The sequence below is a fragment of the Streptomyces sp. SID5785 genome, assembly GCF_009870065.1.
GTDB lineage: Bacteria > Actinomycetota > Actinomycetes > Streptomycetales > Streptomycetaceae > Streptomyces.
In genome coordinates, this window is record NZ_WWIA01000890.1 from 45,938 (window position 1) to 63,699 (window position 17,762).

A 17,762-nucleotide genomic window follows, 5' to 3' on the forward strand; every position below is an offset into this window, starting at 1 on the left:
GTCGTCCCTTTTTGTCGTCGGTGGCTCGTCGTAGTGAGGCATGCCACGCGTGACCGGCTCGGGTTTACGGCGGCCACCCTCGGTGACTACGGTGCCTGAGATGTCTCGCAGCCACTTGAACCTCGCAAACTCTGGAAGACGAGCTTTCGGGCACCCAGGTTCCATTCGAGGTTCCATACGGGAGGGATCGTGAGCGACCAGGTCCGGATCGCGGCTCCGAGGAGCCCGCTGCCCGCGCACAACGCCACGGTGCCCTCCCCGCCGGGAGCCGCCGCCCAGGGTGCCGCGGGCACCGCGCGGGGGCCCGGCAAGAAGCGGGACGCGTTCTTCGACAACGCGAAGTACCTGGCGATCGTGCTGGTCGCCATGGGGCACGCCTGGGAACCCCTGCGCGGGGACAGCCGGGCGGCCTCGGCGCTGTACATCACGGTCTACACGTTCCACATGCCGGCGTTCATCGTCATCTCCGGTTATTTCTCGCGGTCGTTCGACGCGAGCCCGGGGCGGCTGAAGCGGCTGATCACGGGTGTGGCCGTGCCGTACGTAGTGTTCGAGGTCGCGTACACGTTCTTCAAGCGGACGGCCGGCGACGACCCGGACTACCCGATCAGCCTGCTGGACCCCTGGTACCTGACCTGGTTCCTGATCGCCCTGTTCGTGTGGCGGCTGTCGACTCCGCTGTGGAAGATCGTGCGCTGGCCGCTGCCGCTGTCGCTCGCGATCGCCGTCCTCGCGTCGGTCTCCCCCGACATCGGGGACGACCTCGACCTCCAGCGCGTGCTGCAGTTCCTGCCGTTCTTCGTGCTCGGTCTGTGCCTGAAGCAGGAGCACTTCCAGCTGGTCCGGCGCAAGGAGGCGCGGATCGCGGCGGTCCCGGTGTTCGCCGCGGCGCTGCTGTTCGCGTACTGGGCCGCTCCGCGGATGAACGCGGCCTGGTTCTACCGGCGTGACAGCGCGCAGGAGCTGGCGGCGCCCGGATGGAGCGGGGCCGTGATGACCCTGGCCATGTTCGGCTGCTCGGTGGTGCTCGTGGCGTGCTTCTTCGCCTGGGTGCCGGGGCGGAAGCTGTGGTTCACGGCGCTGGGGGCCGGCACGCTGTACGGCTACCTGCTGCACGGGTTCCTCGCGAAGGGGTCCCGGTTCGGGGACTGGTACGACGCGGACTGGGTGCACACGCCGTGGGGCGAGGTGACGGTGACGGTGTTCGCGATGTCGGTGATCACCGTGCTGTGCACGCCACCGGTGCAGCGGGCCTTCCGGTTCGTGATGGAGCCGAAGATGGAGTGGGCGTTCCGCCGGAGCGGGTCCAGCGCGCAGGGTGCTGCCGCCGGGTCCGGGCGGAGTCCGGACCGGTCGTAGGCCCCTCAGGGCCCCTCGGGGCCTAGGCGGACGCCCGTTTGCGGGGCGCGGTCGTCTTCTTGGCGGTCGTGGTCTTCTTGGCCGCGGCCGCCTTCTTCTGTGTCTGCTTCTTCGCGGGCTGCGGCTTCGCCTTGGCCGTCTTCGCGGCCGACGCCGCGGTCTTCTTGCCGCTCCCCGCGGCCGTCTTCTTCTTCGCGGCGGAGGACGCCGTCTTCTTGGCGGCGCGGCCGCGGCTGGAGAGGTGGGTGACCTCGGCCGGCTCGGCCGCCCCGGACGGCTCGTCGCCGTCGGCGCCGCGTGCCTCCTTCGCCGCGCGCACGCTGCTCTCCAGGGCGGCCATGAGGTCGATGACCTTGCCGCCGCCCTCCGCGGCGGGTGCGGCGGGTGTCTCCTCCGTGCCGCCGCCGGCCGCCTTCGCGGCGATCATCTCCTCGACCGCCTCGCGGTAGTCGTCGTGCAGGGACTCGAGCTCGACCTCGCCGAGCGTGTCCATGAGGGCGTCCGCGAGGTCGAGTTCGGCGTCGCGGACCGTGACATGGGTGTCGGGGGCGACGTCCTCGGGGGCCCGGATCTCGTCCGGCCACAGCAGGCCGTGCATGGCGATGACGTCGTCGACGACGCGCAGCATGCCGAGGCGCTCACGGCCGCGCAGGGCGAACTTGGCGATGGCGACCTTGTTGCTGCGCTTGAGGGCCTCGCGCAGCAACGTGTACGGCTTGGCGGCGGGGACGCCGTTCGCCGCGAGGTAGTACGCCGTGTCCATCTGGAGCGGGTCGATCCGGTCGGCCGGCACGAACGCGACGATCTCGATCGTCTTGGCGGTGGGGATCGGCAGCTGGGCGAGGTCGTCCTCGGTGATCGGGATGATCGACCCGTCCGCCTCCTCGTACCCCTTGGCGATCTCGGCGGCGCCGACCTCCTTGTCCTCCAGTTCGCACACCTTGCGGTAGCGGATGCGTCCGCCGTCCTCGCGGTGGATCTGGCGGAAGGAGATGGCGTGGTGCTCGGTGGCGTTGACCAGCTTGATCGGGATGCTGACCAGGCCGAAGGAGATGGCGCCGTTCCATATGGAGCGCACGGGGTACCTCCCGGTTCGCTCTCGCTCCGCCGCACGAGGCGTCCGTGCCGCACGTGCCGTACGAGATGTGCCGAAATGTCGGATTGCCAGAGTATTACGGTATGGCGCCCATCACAGAAGTGGAGGGGCGGCGGCTCACGCTCAGCAATCTGGACAAGGTGCTCTACCCCGCGTCCGGGTTCACCAAGGGCGAGCTGCTGCACTACTACGCGACGACGGCCGGGCCGCTGCTCGCGCACCTGTACAACCGGCCGGTGTCCTTCCTGCGGTTCCCGGACGGGCCCGACGGCCAGCGGTTCTTCGCGAAGAACGTGCCGCCGGGGACACCCGCCTGGGTGAAGACCGCCGAGGTGCCGCACGCGCAGGGCCCGGCCCGGCAGATCCTCGTCCAGGACCTCGCCTCGCTGGTGTGGGCGGCGAACCTCGTCACCGAGTTCCACACACCGCAGTGGCAGGCGGACGCGCCCGGCCGGGCCGACCGGCTGGTCCTCGACCTCGACCCGGGGGCGCCGGCCGACATCGTGCAGTGCTGCGAGGTGGCCCTGTGGCTGCGCGAGCGGCTCGCGGCGGACGGGCTGCACGCGTACGCGAAGACCTCCGGGTCGAAGGGGCTGCACCTGCTGACCCCGCTCGTGCCGACGCCGTCCGACCGCGTCAGCGCCTACGCGAAGGCGCTCGCCCAGGAGGCGGAGGCGGCGCTGCCGGGCCTCGTCGTGCACCGGATGGCCCGCAAGCTGCGCCCAGGCAAGGTCTTCGTGGACCACAGCCAGAACGCGGCCGCGAAGACGACGGCCACCCCGTACACGCTGCGGGCCCGCCAGGAGCCGACCGTGTCCGCGCCCGTGACGTGGGCGGAGGTCGAGCACTGCACGGACGCGCAGGAGCTGGTCTTCCTGCCCGACGACATCGCGCCGCGCCTCGCCGCGCACGGGGATCTGCTCGCCCCGCTGATCAACCTCAACCGCGCGAGGCCCCTCCCATGACGCCGCGCGCCGGCGACCCGCGGGTCGAGGTCGCGCTGGCCCGGTCGGTGGACGCGCTGCCGGCCGGTACGGGATGGGCGTTCGAGCCGAAGTTCGACGGGCACCGGATGGTGGTGTGCAGGGAGTCCGCGGACGTCGTGCTCCAGGCCCGCTCGGGGCGGCTCGTGGCGCGGGCGTTCCCGGATCTCGTGGCGGCGGCGACCGCGCTGCCCGCCGGGACCGTGCTGGACGGCGAGGTGGTCGTCTGGCACGACGGGCGGACCGACTTCGCCGCGGTGCAGCGGCGCGCGGCGGCGGCGTCCGGGGCGCGGGCCAGGATCCTGGCGCGCGAGCTGCCGGCCTCGTACGCCGCGTTCGACCTGCTCGTGCTCGGCGGCACGGATCTGCGTCGGCGGCCGTACGCGGAGCGCCGGGAACGTCTGGTCGAGCTGCTGGGCCCGCTGGGTCCGCCGTTGCAGCCGGTGCCGTCCACGACGGACCGGGAGACAGCCGTGACCTGGTACGAGACGCTGACGGCGAGCGGGATCGAGGGGCTGGTGGCCAAGCAGGTCGACGAGCCCTACCCGGCCGGGCGGCGCGGCTGGCTGAAGCTGCGGCACAGCGACACGCGGGACGCGGTGGTGGTCGGGTTCACGGGGCCGCCGAGCGGGCCGCGCGCCCTGGTGGTGGCGCTGCCGGGCGACGGCACCCCGGTCCTGACGACGCCCTTGCCCACGGGGCTGCGGGCCGAGGCGGCCCGGGTGCTGCCGCCGGGGACGGGCGAGGAGGCGGTGGTCACGGCGGTCGGGGTGGGCGAGGTCCCGTACCGGGTGCTGCCGGAGGACGGCAGACCGACGCTGGAGGTCACCCAGCGCACGACGCGGCACGGCGCGTTCTCGGCGACGGCGGTGCGCTTCCGGTGAGGCGGTGCGCTGTCGGTGATCGCGGGCCTGGTGTGGGTGTGCGCTTTCGGTGGTCGCGGGCCGGGTGTGGCGGTGCACTCTCGGGGCCGCGCCCGCGCCAGACGCCATACGTCAGACGTCAGACGTCAGACGCGATCCCACGCGCGGCGGTCGCGGGCCATGGCGTACAGGGCCTCCACGTCCGCCGGTTTCAGGAGGCCGCCGGTGCGCGCCAGGGACGGCAGGTCCGTGTCCGTCAGGACGCGGACGTCCCGGGGCGGGCCCGGGGTCTCCACCGCGGCCGGTTCCACCAGGACGAGCGCGGGGCGGACCTCCGCGGTGAGGGCGAGCGCGGCGCGGGAGGCGTCGGCGCGGACCCGGCGCAGCAGGGGCTGAGCTTCGCCGCGGCCGGACCCGACGAGCGGGTCGTCGACGCGGACCCGGCGCTTGCGGGCGGGCAGCGCGTGCAGGGCGAACAGTCCGCCCGGGCCGATCAGCAGATGGTGGATGCGGCCGGCGCCGGGCAGCGGCACGGAGTGCAGCACGCGCCAGCCCGCCGGGTCGAGCCCGTCGAGGATCTCCCCGGTCCGCTGCTGGGCGGCGAGCGCCCGGCGGCGCGGGTCGCTGCGGAGCCGAGCGTGCGGCGCCGGGGTGCGGTCGAGGGCGACGAGGAGGTCCTCGCCGGGCCGGTTCGGCGCGAGGTCGTCGTCGGGGTGCAGGCTGAGCACGGCCAGCTCGGCGGGGGTCGGCACGGGCGGCGGCCCGACCGTCACGGAACCGGTCAGGAAGGGCCCGAGTGCGTCGAGCACCGCCTCGCGGACGGTCTCGTCGGGGCCGAGGAGATTGACCCGGGCCGCGTCCCGGTCGTACCAGGCGACGTTCCTGCCGTCGCTCCCGCGGACGTACAGCCGCTCCTGGCCGTGGCGCCAGGACGGGACGACGCGCAGCCGGCTCCTGCCGCCCGGGCCGTGGTGCGATCCGCTCATGTCCATCACCCCCCGACCATGGGAGCAGCAAGCCCGGCGCGGGGCAAGAAGGCGGATAAGGGGGCAGGCGGGGCGCGCGCGGGCGGCGGGCGCCGTCGTCACGGCTTCGGGTGCGGAGCGACGGGCCGCTGTTACACAGTCGCCGAGCTGCCGTGACGGCCGGCTTCTAGCGTGGACGTACCGCCCCCGGAAGGAGTCCTCGTCATGCGTGCCGTCGTCCTGCTGCGCCGTGCCCTCGTCACCGCGGCCGCCGCCGGTGCCCTGCTGGTGCCCGCGAGCGCGTTCGCGCAGGGTTCGGAGCACGGCGGGCTGCCGGACGGCGCGGGACGGCAGCCGGTGGCGACGACCACGTCCCCGCACGAGGGGGCCGTGCCGGAGGGCCCTGCCGCGGGCGGGCCGGACGACCCCGTCGCGACCAATCCGTACTTCCTGGCGGCAGGCGGCGCGATGACGGCGGCGGGGGCCGCGGGCCTCGTGTACTCGACGGTGCGGCGCGGCCGGGCCGACCGCTGACGCCCCGGGCGCCCGGGGCCCGCCCGAGGTGCGCGGGACCGGCGGGCTGTCTACAAAGGACTCGGGCGGGCGCCTCGGTGGGACACCGGCCGGTCGGGACCTGCGGGGCGCCCCGGCGAGAGGACTCTAGGATCCGGAGGCGGGATCGGCGCACGGCGAGCGGTCCGCGGCCGGGAGCTCAGGCGGGAGTGCGGGTGTGCAGGTAGGAGTGCAGGCGGGTGCGCGGCCAGGAGTGCGGGCGGGAGTGCGGTGACGTCCCGAGGCCCGTCCGGGCGCCGCACCGGCGCGGTGCGTGTCGTCCCCGCGAGCGTCCTGCTCCTGGCCGGATCGGCCGCGCTGGCCGGCTGCGGGGACGCGGGCGGTCTGGAGAGCGCGGGCCCGACGCCGACCGCGGTGGGTCCGCGCACGCTGTGGCCGACGCTGCCGCCCGCCACCCGCCCCGCCGAGGACTACAGCGCGGGCGACACCGCCCGGGTCGAGGGCGTCGCCGTGCCGGGCGGCGACCTGCGCCGGGCCGATCCGGTGGCGGTCGTACGGGCCCGTCTGGAGGCGGACCCGAAGGAGTACGCGGACGTCATGGACGCGCTCGGCTCGTGCGACACGTCCGGCGCGTCCGGCTGCCCGGTGCTGCGCGCGTACTACCCGGATCTGACGGGCGACGGGAAGCCGGATCTGCTGATCGCCGTGCGCGCCCCGAAGCGCCAGCTGTACACGCAGGTCTACATGTACGCCGGCGGCCGGCTGACGCAGATCATGGACGACAAGGACGCGGTGATCAACGTGCAGCTCGCCGGGCACAGCCTGGTCGTCCGGGCCGCGGCCGACCTGCCCGGGTACGAGTACCGCACCTCGTGGTCGTACGACACGCACCAGAAGGCGATGCTGCCGACCCGCGACGAGATCATCCGGACCGGCCCGCCGGGCACCCCGACGCCGCGCCCGACCCGCTCGCTGACGCCTTCGGCCGCGCCCTCCCCCTCGCCGGGGCGCTCATGACGCGCCGTCGGCTGCGGCTGCCCGCGTGGACGGCGTCGCTGACGTGGAAGGCGGCCGCGTTCATCACGGTGATGTGCTGCACGCTGACCGCGCTGCTCGGCGTCCTCGTGCACGTCTCCGTCACGAACCAGACGGTGGGTCAGGCCCGGGACCGTGCCCTCTCGCTCCTGGAGGACGCGGGCAAGCGGTACGAGTCGGGCGGGCGGCTGCCGCCGGGCGCGGGCGTCGACCCGCCGGGCCTGCCCGGCGCGCTGCGGGAGCTCGCGTCGGGCGGTGAGCGCGGCACGATGATCGGCGCCGACGACCCGGCGCCGACGATGTGGGCGGCGGGCCCGGCCTCCGGCGGGCGGGCGCTGGCCGTGCGGATCGACTACTCGCAGGGGGCGCGCACGATCGACGGCCTGGACAACGCGATCCTCGGCTCGTCGGTCCTGGCCATCGGGGCGACGTTGCTGGTCGGCGCGTTCGCGGTGACGCGGGTGACGCGGCGGCTGCACACGACGGCGCGGGTGGCGCGCAAGATCAGCGCCGGGGACCTGGACGCGCGCGTCGGCGACCGGCGGACGAGGGACCCGGCGCGGCACCAGGACGAGGTCGCGGACGTCGCGGCCGCGCTCGACAGCATGGCGTCGTCCTTGCAGGCGCGGATCCTGACGGAGCAGCGGTTCACGGCGGATGTCGCGCACGAGCTGCGCACGCCGCTGACCGGGCTGCACGCGGCGGCCGAGCTGCTGCCGCCGGGCCGGCCCACGGAGCTGGTGCGCGACCGGGTCGCCGCGCTGCGCACACTGACCGAGGACCTGCTGGAGATCTCCCGGCTCGACGCGCGCAGCGAGCGCGTCGACCTGGACGACACCTGGCTCGGCCCGGTCGCCGAGCGGGTGGTGCGGGCGGCGGGCCCGCAGACCGCGGTGTCGGTGGTGCGGGACGTGTGCGTGGTGACGGACCGCCGCCGCCTGGAGCGGGTGCTCGGCAACCTGGTGGCCAACGCGCACCGGCACGGCGGCCCGCCCGTCGGGCTGACGGTGGACGGACCGGTGATCACGGTGCGGGACCACGGCCCCGGCTTCCCGGACTACCTGGTGGAGCACGGGCCGCAGCGGTTCCGTACGGAGGGCGGCGCGCGCGGGCACGGGCTCGGGCTGACGATCGCACTGGGCCAGGCCGAAGTCCTGGGCGCCCGGCTGCGGTTCACGAACGCGCCGGACGGCGGCGCGGTGGCGACGCTGACGCTGCCGTACGAACAGCCCTCGGCCTGGCCCGGATAAGGCGTGTTCCGAACGTCCCGTCCGCCGTCCGGGTGGTCACCCCGGCGGCGGCGGCCGCCGTGCGCGGGGGCGTCCTGGGGGCTTGGCTGAGAGCGGGGAACCGGTCCGGAACCCCTCACCGACCGCCCAGGAGGAGACCTCATGGCTCGCATGTCCGTACGGACCGTCAGCACCCGCGTCGGCATAGCCGTCGCCGCCGCCGCCACGCTCGCGGCCACCGCCTCGCCCGCGCTGGCGGACGACAGCGCGGTGGGCGGCCACCACCCGCCGGTCTACAAGGGCCGGGTCACCGCCAAGTCGGGGCTGCTGCTGCGCGACGCGCCCACCCGGGGCAGCCGCGTGGTCCGCGTGGAGCCGTACCACGCGATCGTCCCGATCTACTGCAAGACGAGCGGCGACAACGTCGGCGGCAACCACCTCTGGTACCTGCTGACCGACGGCACCTGGGCCTGGGGCTCGGCGAAGTACATCGACAACATCGGGCGGGCGCCCCGCTGGTGCTGACATAACCGGATATCCAGCACTTGCTTGCTACGTTCCCGGTATGACCGCACCCACGGGTTCTCCGGGCGCACCGGGAACGAAGGCTCCCCCCTCGGTGCCCGCCGTGCGCGTCCCCGGACGCCGGGGCACCGAACTCGCCCTGCTGGTCCTGGCGGTGCTGCTCAGCGTCTACGGCTACTGCGCCGTGGGCCTCGCCAGGAACGACGCGGTCCCGCCCGGCGCCGCCGGTTACGGCGCCGGGCTCGGCGTGCTCGCCCTCCTCGCGCACCTCGCGGTCCGGCTGCGCGCCCCGGCCGCCGATCCGCTGCTGCTGCCGATCGCGGTCCTGCTCAACGGCCTGGGCCTGGTGCTGATCTACCGCCTCGACCTGGAGACCCCGCACGACGACGCGGCCCCCACCCAGCTGGTGTGGTCGACGATCGGCGTGGCCCTGTTCATCGTGTTCGTGCTGCTGCTGCGCGACCACCGGGTGCTCCAGCGGTACGCGTACCTGTCGGTGGCCGCGGCGCTCGGCCTGATGATCCTTCCGGGCTTCTTCCCGGCCGTGAACGGCGCCCGGATCTGGATCCGGATCGGCGGCCTGTCCATCCAGCCCGGTGAGTTCGCGAAGGTGCTCCTCGCGATCTTCTTCGCCAGCTACCTCGCGGCGAACCGGCACGCGCTCACGTACACGGGCCGCCGGATCTGGCTGCTGCAACTGCCGACGATGCGGGTGTTCGCGCCGATCCTCGCGATCTGGGCGCTCAGCGTCGGTGTACTGGTCCTGGAGACGGACCTCGGGACGTCGCTGCTGTTCTTCGGCCTGTTCGTGGTGATGCTGTACGTCGCGACGGGCCGGGCGAGCTGGATCGCGATCGGGCTGCTGCTCGCGGCGGCGGGCGCGGTCGTGGTGGCCTCGTTCGAACCCCATGTGCACGGGCGGGTCGAGGTGTGGCTGCACCCCTTCGCGTCGATCGCCGCGGGCGACGGTCCCGGTCAGCTCGCACAGTCGCTGTTCGCGTTCGCGGCGGGCGGCATGTTCGGTACCGGGCTGGGACTCGGACACTCCGTCCTGATCGGCTTCGCGGCGAAGTCGGACTTCATCCTGGCCACGGCCGGCGAGGAGCTGGGCCTGGTCGGGCTGACCGCCATCTACCTGCTGTACGCCCTCCTCGTGGAGCGGGGGTACCGGGCCGGGCTCGAACTGCGCGAGCCGTTCGGCCGGCTGCTCGCGACGGGGCTCGCCTCGATCGTCGCTCTGCAGGTCTTCGTCATCGCGGGCGGGGTGACCGGGCTGATCCCGCTGACCGGCATGGCGATGCCGTTCCTCGCGCAGGGCGGCTCGTCGGTCGTCACCAACTGGATCATCGTGGCGATCCTGGTCCGCCTCAGCGACTCGGCCCACCGGTCGCTGCCCGCGCCGGACGCGGCGCGGAGCGCGCAGGAGGCCCGCGCATGACCCGGTACATCCGGCGCGCCTGCGCCTTCTGCCTGGTCCTGCTGGTCGCGCTGCTGGTGAACGCGGCGCGGGTGCAGGTCTTCCAGGCGGGCTCCCTCGACGACAACCCGGCCAACCGGCGCGGCAGCATCGCACGCTACGCCCAGCCGCGCGGCGACATCCTCGTGCAGGGCAAGCCGGTCACCGGGTCGCGGGACAGCAGGCAGGCGCTGCGGTTCGAGCGGACGTACAAGAACGGGCCGCTGTACTCCCCCGTCACCGGGTACGCCTCGCAGACGTACGGCTCGTCGTTCGTGGAGGGCGCCGAGGAGGACATCCTGTCGGGGACGGACCCGCTGCTCGCTCCGTTCCCGTTCTGGCCCGAGCTGTCGCGTTCGCGGGAGGCGGGCGGGGACGTGGAGACGACGCTGGACGCGGGCGCTCAGGAGGCCGCGTTCCGGGGGCTCGGCGGGAAGAAGGGGGCGGTCGCGGCGGTGGAGCCGTCGACGGGGCGCATCCTCGCGCTGGTGTCGACGCCGTCGTACGACCCCGGGGAGTTCGCGGGGACGGGCCGGGGCGCGGCGGACGCGTGGCGGCGGCTGACCGCGGACCCGGACCGGCCGATGCTCAACCGGGCGATCCGCGAGACGTATCCGCCGGGCTCGACGTTCAAGGTGGTCACCGCGGCGGCGGCGCTCGAGCACGACGTCGTGGACGGGACGGACTCCCAGACCGACACCCCGGTGCCGTACACCCTGCCGGGCACCACGACCCGGCTCGGCAACGAGTCGGGGGGCGCGGCCTGCGAGAACGCGACGCTGGCGGAGGCGCTGCGGATCTCCTGCAACACGGTGTTCGCGAACCTCGGGGTGCGGGTGGGGCTGGCGGACATGGTGCGCACGGCGCAGGCCTTCGGGTTCAACGACCCGGGCGTGCACGTCCCCATGGTGGTGTCGCGGTCCAACTTCGACACGGACATGAACCCGTCACAGCTGGCGCTGTCCTCGATCGGGCAGTTCAACACCCGGGCGACCCCGCTGCAGATGGCGCTGGTCGCGGCGGCGGTGGCCAACGGGGGCACGGTGATGGCGCCGCACCTCGTCGACCGGGCGACGACGGACGGCGGCACCGCGGTGTCGACCACGGGCAGCAGCAGCTACCGGCAGGCGATGTCCCCGTACACGGCGAGCGAGCTGCAGAAGATGATGGTCGCGGCGGTGGAGAGCGGCACGGGCACGAACGCGCGGATCAAGGGCGTGACCGTGGGCGGCAAGACGGGCACAGCGCAGAACGGCGTCAACAACGAGGGCACGCCGTACGCCTGGTTCATCTCCTACGCGCAGGACCGGGACGCCGGGCAGCCGCAGGTGGCGGTCGCGGTCGTGGTCGAGGACGCGGCGGCGGACCGGGCCGACATCAGCGGCGGCGGCAGCGCGGCTCCCGTCGCGCGGGCGGTCATGGAGGCGGTGCTGCGGTCGGCGCGGGCCCGCTGAGGCGCGGGCCCGCGGCCGTCCGTGCCGCTCAGAGCGGCTTGCGGATCTCCTCGCGGACCTTGGCGGCGTCCTCGGCGGCCGCCTCCAGGTCCACCTCCTTCGGGTCCTGCGTCGCCGAGTCGGCGCCCGCGGTACCGATCGAGGCGCCCGTGTTGCCGTCGGCCCAGCCGCACATCGGCATCGTGATGCTGGCCGCGCCGCTGGTCTGGGTGAGGACCTGGCAGGTGATGGTGACGTCGGTGCCCGAGGGGTGGAAGTCGCGCGGCTGGACGGCGACGGTCGCGCCGTCGGCCTCGCCGGCGCCCGACATCATGTTCTCCCGCGCCTTGTCGGCGTTCTTGAACCGGCCGTACATGCCCGAGACGACGAGGACGCCCTTGGTCTGGTCGCCGCCGAGCGTGTACTGCCCGACGACCGCCTTGGTGTCCTTGGCGTCCCAGGCGCCGTCGGCCTCGTCCTCGATCTGCTTGCCCTGGGCCTGGGACATGTCCTGGGCCAGCTCGTACTTGCCGTCGAGGACCTTCTGCGGCAGCGTCAGCCGGTACTCGGCCTCGGGGAAGCCGCCGGCGACCCGCGAGCCGATGTAGACGAGGGTGCCGACGCCGATGAGGACGACCGCGACGACTCCGGCGACGATCCCGATGATCAGGCCGGTGCGCTTCTTGGGCGGCGGCGGGGCGCCCCAGGGCGCGGCACCCGGCTGCTGCGGGAAGCCCGGGTAGGCCGGCGGCTGCCCGTAGGGCTGCTGCGCCTGGTCGTGCGGCTGCTGCTGCGGCGGGGCATAGGGCTGTTGCGGCTGCTGGGGCGGCCCGTACGGGTTGGGCTGCGGCGGCTGGTTCGGTGGCGTGGACACGCCGGAGACGCTACTGCATCCGGCCGACAACCTGTACGGGGTATGTCCGCCCCGGCCGGGCGGGCGCTACGCCTCGCCCGAGCGGATCGCCGCGTCGACCTCCGCCACCCGGTCGCGCTCCTCCGCGGCGAAGCGCTCCGCGTCGAGCTTCTCGGCGATCTCCTCGTCCTGGGCCATGAGCAGGTCCAGGTTCGAGTCGCCGAGCTCGAAGACGCCGAGGTCCACGTAGGCCTGCTGGAGCCGCTTGCCCCACAGGCCGATGTCCTTGACGCAGGGCACGATCCGGGAGAACAGCAACTGCCGGAACAGGGCGAGGAACTCGGACTGCTCCGTGTACTCCTCGGCCTGCTTCTTCGGGATGCCGAAGTCCTCCAGTACCTCCACTCCGCGCAGCCGGTCGCGCATCAGGTAGCAGCCCTCGATGACGAACTCCTCGCGCTCGCGCAGTTCGGCGTCGCTCAGCTGCCGGTAGTAGTCGCGCAGCGCCATCCGCCCGAAGGCCACGTGCCGGGCCTCGTCCTGCATCACGTAGGCGAGGATCTGCTGGGGCAGCGGCTTGTCCGTGGTGTCGCGGATCATGCCGAACGCGGCCAGCGCCAGGCCCTCGATGAGGACCTGCATGCCGAGGTAGGGCATGTCCCAGCGGGAGTCGCGCAGGGTGTCGCCGAGCAGCGCCTGGAGGTTGTCGTTGATCGGGTAGAGCAGCCCGATCTTCTCGTGGAGGAAGCGTCCGTAGATCTCCGCGTGCCGGGCCTCGTCCATGGTCTGGGTCGCGGAGTAGAACTTGGCGTCGAGGTCGGGCGCGGACTCGACGATGCGCGCGGCGCACACCATCGCACCCTGCTCGCCGTGCAGGAACTGGCTGAACTGCCAGGAGGCGTAGTGCTTGCGCAGCTCGCCCCGGTCGCGCTCGGTCATCTTCGCCCAGTGGGGCGTGCCGTACAGGGACATCGCCTCGTCCGGGGTGCCGAGGGGGTCGAGCGGGTCGACCTCCAGGTCCCAGTCGATGCGCTTGGCGCCGTCCCACTGCTTGTCCTTGCCCTTCTGGTACAGGGCGAGCAGCCGGTCGCGCCCGTCGTCGTATTCCCAGCTGAAGCGGGCCGAACCGGCGGACGGTACCTGCCAGTTGGTTGCGCTCGGGGCCCTGGTGTAGAGCTCGTGCGTCGACATACCGGCAGGCTCACACGCTGTTGGACGCGGGGTCAACAAGTCGTGCGCAAGGGATTGACGGCCTTGCTGACGGGGCGTCTCATAAGAGTCAACTCTTCGACAGGACTGCGGAGTCGGCGATGACGACCACGACGGAAGACGGCCGTACGGCGCTCGGCGGGCTGCGGGACGCGCTCGGCCTGCTCAAGGACCGCGAGCAGGTGGCCGAGCGGCTGCTCGCCTCCTCCGCCAGGCACTCCTTCGACCCCGACAAGGAGCTGGACTGGGACGCCCCCTTCGAGCCCGGCAAGTGGTTCTGGCCGCCCGAGCTCGTCTCGCTCTACGGGACTCCGCTGTGGAAGCGGATGAGCGAGGAGCAGCGGATCGCCCTGTCGCAGCACGAGGCCGCGGCGCTCGCCTCGCTCGGCATCTGGTTCGAGCTGATCCTGATGCAGCTGCTCGTCCGGCACGTCTACGACAAGCCGGCGACCAGCGCGCACGTGCGGTACGCGCTGACCGAGATCGAGGACGAGTGCCGGCACTCGAAGATGTTCGCCCGGCTGATCACGCGCGGCGCCACCCCGCACTACCCGCCGGGCCCCGTCCACCACCATCTCGGCCGGCTGTTCAAGACCGTCTCCACGACGCCCGGCTCCTTCACGGCCACCCTGCTCGGCGAGGAGATCCTCGACTGGATGCAGCGCCTGACCTTCCCGGACGAGCGGGTGCAGCCGCTGGTCCGCGGGGTCACGCGCATCCACGTCGTCGAGGAGGCCCGCCACGTGCGCTACGCCCGCGAGGAGCTGCGGCGCCAGATGATGACGGCCCCGCGCTGGTCGCAGGAGTTCACCCGGCTCACCTCCGGCGAGTTCGCGCGCGTCTTCTCCGTCGCCTTCGTCAACCCCGACGTCTACCCGAACGTGGGCCTCGACAAGCGGCAGGCCGTGGCGCAGGTCAGGGCGAGCGGGCACCGGCGCGAGGTGATGCAGACCGGCGCGAAGCGGCTCACCGACTTCCTCGACGACATCGGCGTGCTGCGCGGCGCCGGCCGCCGGCTGTGGCGCTCCTCCGGCCTGCTGGCCTGAGGACGGCGGCCGGGGTGCCGGTTACCCTTCGCAGCATGACCTCGGCAACCGGTACGCCCGCCTACAGAAGGCTCAGCGTCGAGGAGCGGCGTGCGCAGCTGCTCGAAGCGGCGCTGTCCCTGTTCGCGCACCGGGCGCCCGAGGAGGTCTCCCTCGACGACGTCGCGGAGGCCGCGGGCGTCTCCCGCCCCCTCGTCTACCGCTACTTCCCGGGCGGCAAGCAGCAGCTGTACGAGGCCTCGCTGCGCTCGGCGGCCGACGCGCTCGAACAGTGCTTCGCCGAACCGCCGGAGGGCCCGCTCACCACGCGTCTGGCCCGTGCCCTGGACCGGTACCTGGCCTTCGTCGACGAGCACGACATGGGGTTCGCCGCACTGCTGCAGGGCGGCAGCGTGGTCGAGACGTCCCGGACGACGGCCATCGTGGACGGGGTGCGGCGGGCCGCGGCCGAGCACATCCTGGCCCACCTGTCGGCCGAGGACCCCGGGTCCCGGCTGCGCATGACGGTCCGCATGTGGATCACCGCGGTCGAGGCGGCCTCGCTGATCTGGCTCGACGAGGACAAGCGGCCACCGCTCGACGAACTGCGCGACGGGCTCGTCGAGCAGTTCATCGCGGTCCTCGCCGCCTCCGCCGGGCGCGACCCCGAGACCGCGGCCGTCGTGCGCCGGGCGCTCGCCCTGGAGCCGGCGGACGGCCCGGTCGGCGAGCTCGCGCGACGCGTGCTGACCGTGGTGGGCGACGCCGCTCACCTGCTGTGACGGGTCGGGGTCGCGACCCGGGCCGGCCGTGCCGGGGGTGTCACGCAGGCACGTTGCGGCGGGCGAACGGCTGCGGTCATCATGGCCGGTATGTCTGAGCACGAGGGTGCGGCGGACGAGCCGCGGAAGGCGCCGAGGTCACGTCTCGCGGACTACGCCGAGATGACCGGTCCCGCGGGGCCCGCCGAGGCCACGCCGGAGCCTGCCGAGGCGGCGGCGCCCGAGCCCGGGCCCTCGCTCGACGACCCCGAAGTGATCGCCCGCAAAAAGGAGTTCGCGGCGCTGCTGGGTGAGTTCCGTCGGACGGCGGTCCTGGTACCGCTCGGTGACGAGCCCGTCCCGGACGAGGAGCGCGGCCTGCTCACCGCCGACTTCAACGGCATCCGCTTCATCCTGGCGTTCTCCGACGAACAGGCCCTGGCCCGCTACGCCCAGGCCCGCGGCGAGTACACCCGCGAATGGACGTACCGCACGATCCTGGGCGCCCGCCTCCTCGACGTGGCGGTCCCCGCGGCAGGCGTGCCCTGCGGCGTCGCACTGGACTGCGCCGACGGACCCGACGGCATGGTCTTCCCGCCGGTCATGGGCATCGTCCCCGACGAAGCCGCCGTCGACCGCGACACCGAAGCCGACACGGACACGGACGAGGGGGCAGCGCGATGAGCGGCGGTGGCGGTGGCGGTAAGGATCTGAAGGCCGATGGTCTGGCGCTGGTCGCGAAGGGACTGACCGAGGCGCTGGCCGAGCTGAAGGAACTCGGCATGGTCGGCGAGGCCGGCGCCGGGCGCGGCTTCGGGGATGTCGCCCTGTCGGGCCTGGAACTGGGCCACGAGGGCCTCACCGACGAGTTCAAGTCGTTCTGCGAGCGCTGGGAATGGGGCGTGCGGTCCCTGGTCAACGAGGGCAACTCGTTCGCCGTCAAGACCGGCCTGTCGGCAGGCACGTACTACGAGACCGAGCAGTACGTCGAGGGCAGCCTCAAGGTCGTGACCAACGCCGCGATCGGCAACCCGTACGCCTCCGAGGACGAGGTCACCCAGCAGGGCTGGGGCGACATCGCCACCTCCGGCGTCCTGTCCGGCCCGGACTACAGCAAGGAGTCCTTCGACCAGGCCCTCGCCAACAGCGAGCAGGGCTGGAAGGACGCCGGACGCGACGTGATGACCTCCCGCACCATGGGCCCCATGGGCCTCAACCCCCAGAACCTGCACGGCGCGGCCGGCATGTCGGACGCCGAGTACGACCAGTGGCTCGACTCCACCTTCGGCCCCTCCCCCGAAGCCCGGGCCGAAGCCGCCGCACAGCAGCAGAACGGGGGCGAGTGAGCATGGGGTTCCTCGGCGACCTCAAGGACGGCGTCAACGACGGCCTCGGCAAACTCGAGGACGGCATCGACACCGGGAAGAAACTCGTCGGCAAAGGCATCGACCACGCCACGAACGCACTCGGTGACGGCCTCGACTACGTCGGCGCACACGGCGCCGCCGACGCCGTCGAGGACTGGGGCGACGACGTCGCCTCCGACCTCGGCGCCACCCCCGGCGAGCAGCAGCTCGGCGAGACGGAAGAGGCGAACGAACTCGTCCACGGCAACCCCGGCAAGATCCGCGAGTCCGCGAAACACCTCAAGGACTTCCACACCGCGTTCGACCACGTCAGCTCCGGCATGCGCAAGGTCGACTCCTCCGGCTGGGCCGGCGAGGGCGGCGACGCGTTCCGCAAGAAGTTCGGCGTCCACCCCACCAAATGGGCCCACGCCTCCGACGCCTGCGACACCGCCTCCACCGCACTCGACACCTACGCCGAGACCGTCACATGGGCCCAAGGCCAGGCGAAAGAAGCCGTCGAGCTCTACAAGAAGGGCAAGAAGGCCTCGGACGACGCGGTCGACGCCTACAACAAGAAGGTCGACGCCTACAACGCCAAGATCAAGGCCGACGAGGACCCCGGCCCGGTGCCGGAGCCGTTCAAGGACCCCGGCAAGGCCGACATCCAGGCTGCACGGGACAAGCTCGGCACCGCCCGCAAGCAGCGGAACACCGCGGCGTCCGAGGCCCAGGGCAAGGTCAAGGCGGCCCTCGCGCACGCCCCCGCCGAGCCGCCGCCGCTCGACCGCCTCGGCAACACCCTCGTCGACGGCTACAAGGCCTACAACACCGAACTCACCCACGTCGTCGGCGGCGCCCTCAAGGGCACCGCAGGCCTCGTCAACTTCGCCCGCGGCCTCAACCCCACCGACCCCTACAACCTCACCCACCCCGCCGCCTACATGCAGAACGTCTCCATGACGCTCTCCGGCCTCGTCTCCACCGCCGCCCACCCCGAACGCATCGTCACCGCCGCCGTCGACGGCTTCAAGAAGGACCCCTCCGAATTCGTCGGCCGCCTCATCCCCGAACTCATCGGCACAAAAGGCGCCGGACTCGCCCGCAGCGG

General features: G+C 73.0%; 18 protein-coding genes. 14 read left to right on the forward strand and 4 right to left on the reverse strand.

Annotation, left to right across the window (positions count from 1 at the left end; genetic code table 11):
• Nucleotides 1-249: 249 nt before the first annotated feature.
• Nucleotides 250-1,359, forward strand: coding sequence for an acyltransferase family protein (locus tag GTW43_RS29135; RefSeq protein WP_343246148.1), 1,110 nt, complete (start codon nt 250-252; stop codon nt 1,357-1,359).
• Between the two features lie 22 nt (nt 1,360-1,381).
• On the opposite strand, the gene GTW43_RS29140 is transcribed toward GTW43_RS29135, so the two are convergent.
• Nucleotides 1,382-2,437 carry a Ku protein gene (locus tag GTW43_RS29140; protein WP_161304978.1) on the reverse strand — a complete coding sequence of 352 codons (1,056 nt, stop codon included), beginning with the start codon at nt 2,435-2,437 and terminating at the stop codon, nt 1,382-1,384.
• Nucleotides 2,438-2,538: 101 nt separating this feature from the next.
• Between GTW43_RS29140 and ligD the strand changes: the two genes are divergently transcribed.
• Both ligD and GTW43_RS29150 read left to right on the forward strand, forming a co-directional pair.
• Nucleotides 2,539-3,420, forward strand: coding sequence for a non-homologous end-joining DNA ligase (gene ligD / locus GTW43_RS29145; RefSeq protein WP_161304979.1), 882 nt, complete (start codon nt 2,539-2,541; stop codon nt 3,418-3,420).
• Nucleotides 3,417-4,322: an ATP-dependent DNA ligase gene (locus GTW43_RS29150; RefSeq protein ID WP_161304980.1), complete on the forward strand. Its 906-nt coding sequence runs from the start codon at nt 3,417-3,419 to the stop codon at nt 4,320-4,322. The genes ligD and GTW43_RS29150 overlap by 4 nt, the downstream gene beginning before the upstream one ends.
• 125 nt (nt 4,323-4,447) lie before the next feature.
• On the opposite strand, the gene GTW43_RS29155 is transcribed toward GTW43_RS29150, so the two are convergent.
• Nucleotides 4,448-5,287 carry a nuclease-related domain-containing protein gene (locus tag GTW43_RS29155; protein ID WP_161304981.1) on the reverse strand — a complete coding sequence of 280 codons (840 nt, stop codon included), beginning with the start codon at nt 5,285-5,287 and terminating at the stop codon, nt 4,448-4,450.
• 204 nt (nt 5,288-5,491) lie between these two features.
• Between GTW43_RS29155 and GTW43_RS29160 the strand changes: the two genes are divergently transcribed.
• The 6 genes from GTW43_RS29160 to GTW43_RS29185 all read left to right on the forward strand — a co-directional run bounded on the left by GTW43_RS29160 (nt 5,492) and on the right by GTW43_RS29185 (nt 11,478).
• Nucleotides 5,492-5,800: a hypothetical protein gene (locus tag GTW43_RS29160; RefSeq protein WP_161304982.1), complete on the forward strand. Its 309-nt coding sequence runs from the start codon at nt 5,492-5,494 to the stop codon at nt 5,798-5,800.
• 249 nt (nt 5,801-6,049) lie between these two features.
• Nucleotides 6,050-6,796 (forward strand): hypothetical protein, encoded by a 747-nt coding sequence (locus tag GTW43_RS29165; protein ID WP_343246146.1) that lies wholly within the window; start codon nt 6,050-6,052, stop codon nt 6,794-6,796.
• Nucleotides 6,793-8,064 carry a HAMP domain-containing sensor histidine kinase gene (locus GTW43_RS29170; RefSeq protein ID WP_161304983.1) on the forward strand — a complete coding sequence of 424 codons (1,272 nt, stop codon included), beginning with the start codon at nt 6,793-6,795 and terminating at the stop codon, nt 8,062-8,064. The genes GTW43_RS29165 and GTW43_RS29170 overlap by 4 nt, the downstream gene beginning before the upstream one ends.
• Nucleotides 8,065-8,214: 150 nt before the next feature.
• Nucleotides 8,215-8,568 carry an SH3 domain-containing protein gene (locus GTW43_RS29175; protein ID WP_161304998.1) on the forward strand — a complete coding sequence of 118 codons (354 nt, stop codon included), beginning with the start codon at nt 8,215-8,217 and terminating at the stop codon, nt 8,566-8,568.
• A 40-nt stretch (nt 8,569-8,608) separates the two neighbouring features.
• On the forward strand, nt 8,609-10,006 hold the full coding sequence (locus GTW43_RS29180; protein WP_161304984.1) for an FtsW/RodA/SpoVE family cell cycle protein: 1,398 nt from the start codon (nt 8,609-8,611) through the stop codon (nt 10,004-10,006).
• On the forward strand, nt 10,003-11,478 hold the full coding sequence (locus GTW43_RS29185; protein WP_161304985.1) for a penicillin-binding protein 2: 1,476 nt from the start codon (nt 10,003-10,005) through the stop codon (nt 11,476-11,478). Before GTW43_RS29180 ends, GTW43_RS29185 begins: the two co-directional genes overlap by 4 nt.
• Nucleotides 11,479-11,506: 28 nt before the next feature.
• Here the strand turns inward: GTW43_RS29185 and GTW43_RS29190 are convergent, their stop codons facing one another.
• A complete protein-coding gene (locus GTW43_RS29190) occupies nt 11,507-12,331 on the reverse strand; it encodes a hypothetical protein (protein ID WP_161304986.1) in 825 nt (274 codons plus the stop codon).
• Between the two features lie 66 nt (nt 12,332-12,397).
• Complete coding sequence (locus GTW43_RS29195) at nt 12,398-13,501, reverse strand: ferritin-like domain-containing protein (RefSeq protein WP_161304987.1); 1,104 nt, start codon at nt 13,499-13,501, stop codon at nt 12,398-12,400.
• Between the two features lie 119 nt (nt 13,502-13,620).
• On the opposite strand from GTW43_RS29195, the gene GTW43_RS29200 reads away from it, so the two are divergent.
• The 5 genes from GTW43_RS29200 to GTW43_RS29220 all read left to right on the forward strand — a co-directional run.
• Complete coding sequence (locus GTW43_RS29200; RefSeq protein ID WP_161304988.1) at nt 13,621-14,565, forward strand: diiron oxygenase; 945 nt, start codon at nt 13,621-13,623, stop codon at nt 14,563-14,565.
• A 35-nt stretch (nt 14,566-14,600) separates the two neighbouring features.
• Nucleotides 14,601-15,326, forward strand: a complete 726-nt coding sequence (locus GTW43_RS29205) for a TetR/AcrR family transcriptional regulator (RefSeq protein ID WP_161304989.1) — start codon at nt 14,601-14,603, stop codon at nt 15,324-15,326.
• Nucleotides 15,327-15,416: 90 nt separating this feature from the next.
• Nucleotides 15,417-15,989 (forward strand): hypothetical protein, encoded by a 573-nt coding sequence (locus GTW43_RS29210; RefSeq protein ID WP_237536874.1) that lies wholly within the window; start codon nt 15,417-15,419, stop codon nt 15,987-15,989.
• Complete coding sequence (locus GTW43_RS29215; protein WP_161304262.1) at nt 15,986-16,651, forward strand: hypothetical protein; 666 nt, start codon at nt 15,986-15,988, stop codon at nt 16,649-16,651. Before GTW43_RS29210 ends, GTW43_RS29215 begins: the two co-directional genes overlap by 4 nt.
• A gap of 2 nt (nt 16,652-16,653) precedes the next feature.
• Nucleotides 16,654-17,762 (forward strand): putative T7SS-secreted protein (locus GTW43_RS29220; protein WP_343246147.1); only part of this gene is annotated, 1,109 nt, incomplete at its 3' end.

Coding starts and splice junctions, on each gene's coding strand:
- GTW43_RS29160 (WP_161304982.1), top strand. CDS start 5,492: ATGCGTGCCGTCGTCCTGCTGCGCCGTGCCCTCGTCACCGCGGCCGCC.
- GTW43_RS29180 (WP_161304984.1), top strand. CDS start 8,609: ATGACCGCACCCACGGGTTCTCCGGGCGCACCGGGAACGAAGGCTCCC.
- GTW43_RS29210 (WP_237536874.1), top strand. CDS start 15,417: ATGTCTGAGCACGAGGGTGCGGCGGACGAGCCGCGGAAGGCGCCGAGG.
- ligD (WP_161304979.1), top strand. CDS start 2,539: ATGGCGCCCATCACAGAAGTGGAGGGGCGGCGGCTCACGCTCAGCAAT.
- GTW43_RS29215 (WP_161304262.1), top strand. CDS start 15,986: ATGAGCGGCGGTGGCGGTGGCGGTAAGGATCTGAAGGCCGATGGTCTG.
- GTW43_RS29195 (WP_161304987.1), bottom strand. CDS start 13,501: ATGTCGACGCACGAGCTCTACACCAGGGCCCCGAGCGCAACCAACTGG.
- GTW43_RS29205 (WP_161304989.1), top strand. CDS start 14,601: ATGACCTCGGCAACCGGTACGCCCGCCTACAGAAGGCTCAGCGTCGAG.
- GTW43_RS29175 (WP_161304998.1), top strand. CDS start 8,215: ATGTCCGTACGGACCGTCAGCACCCGCGTCGGCATAGCCGTCGCCGCC.
- GTW43_RS29155 (WP_161304981.1), bottom strand. CDS start 5,287: ATGAGCGGATCGCACCACGGCCCGGGCGGCAGGAGCCGGCTGCGCGTC.
- GTW43_RS29200 (WP_161304988.1), top strand. CDS start 13,621: ATGACGACCACGACGGAAGACGGCCGTACGGCGCTCGGCGGGCTGCGG.
- GTW43_RS29170 (WP_161304983.1), top strand. CDS start 6,793: ATGACGCGCCGTCGGCTGCGGCTGCCCGCGTGGACGGCGTCGCTGACG.
- GTW43_RS29150 (WP_161304980.1), top strand. CDS start 3,417: ATGACGCCGCGCGCCGGCGACCCGCGGGTCGAGGTCGCGCTGGCCCGG.
- GTW43_RS29185 (WP_161304985.1), top strand. CDS start 10,003: ATGACCCGGTACATCCGGCGCGCCTGCGCCTTCTGCCTGGTCCTGCTG.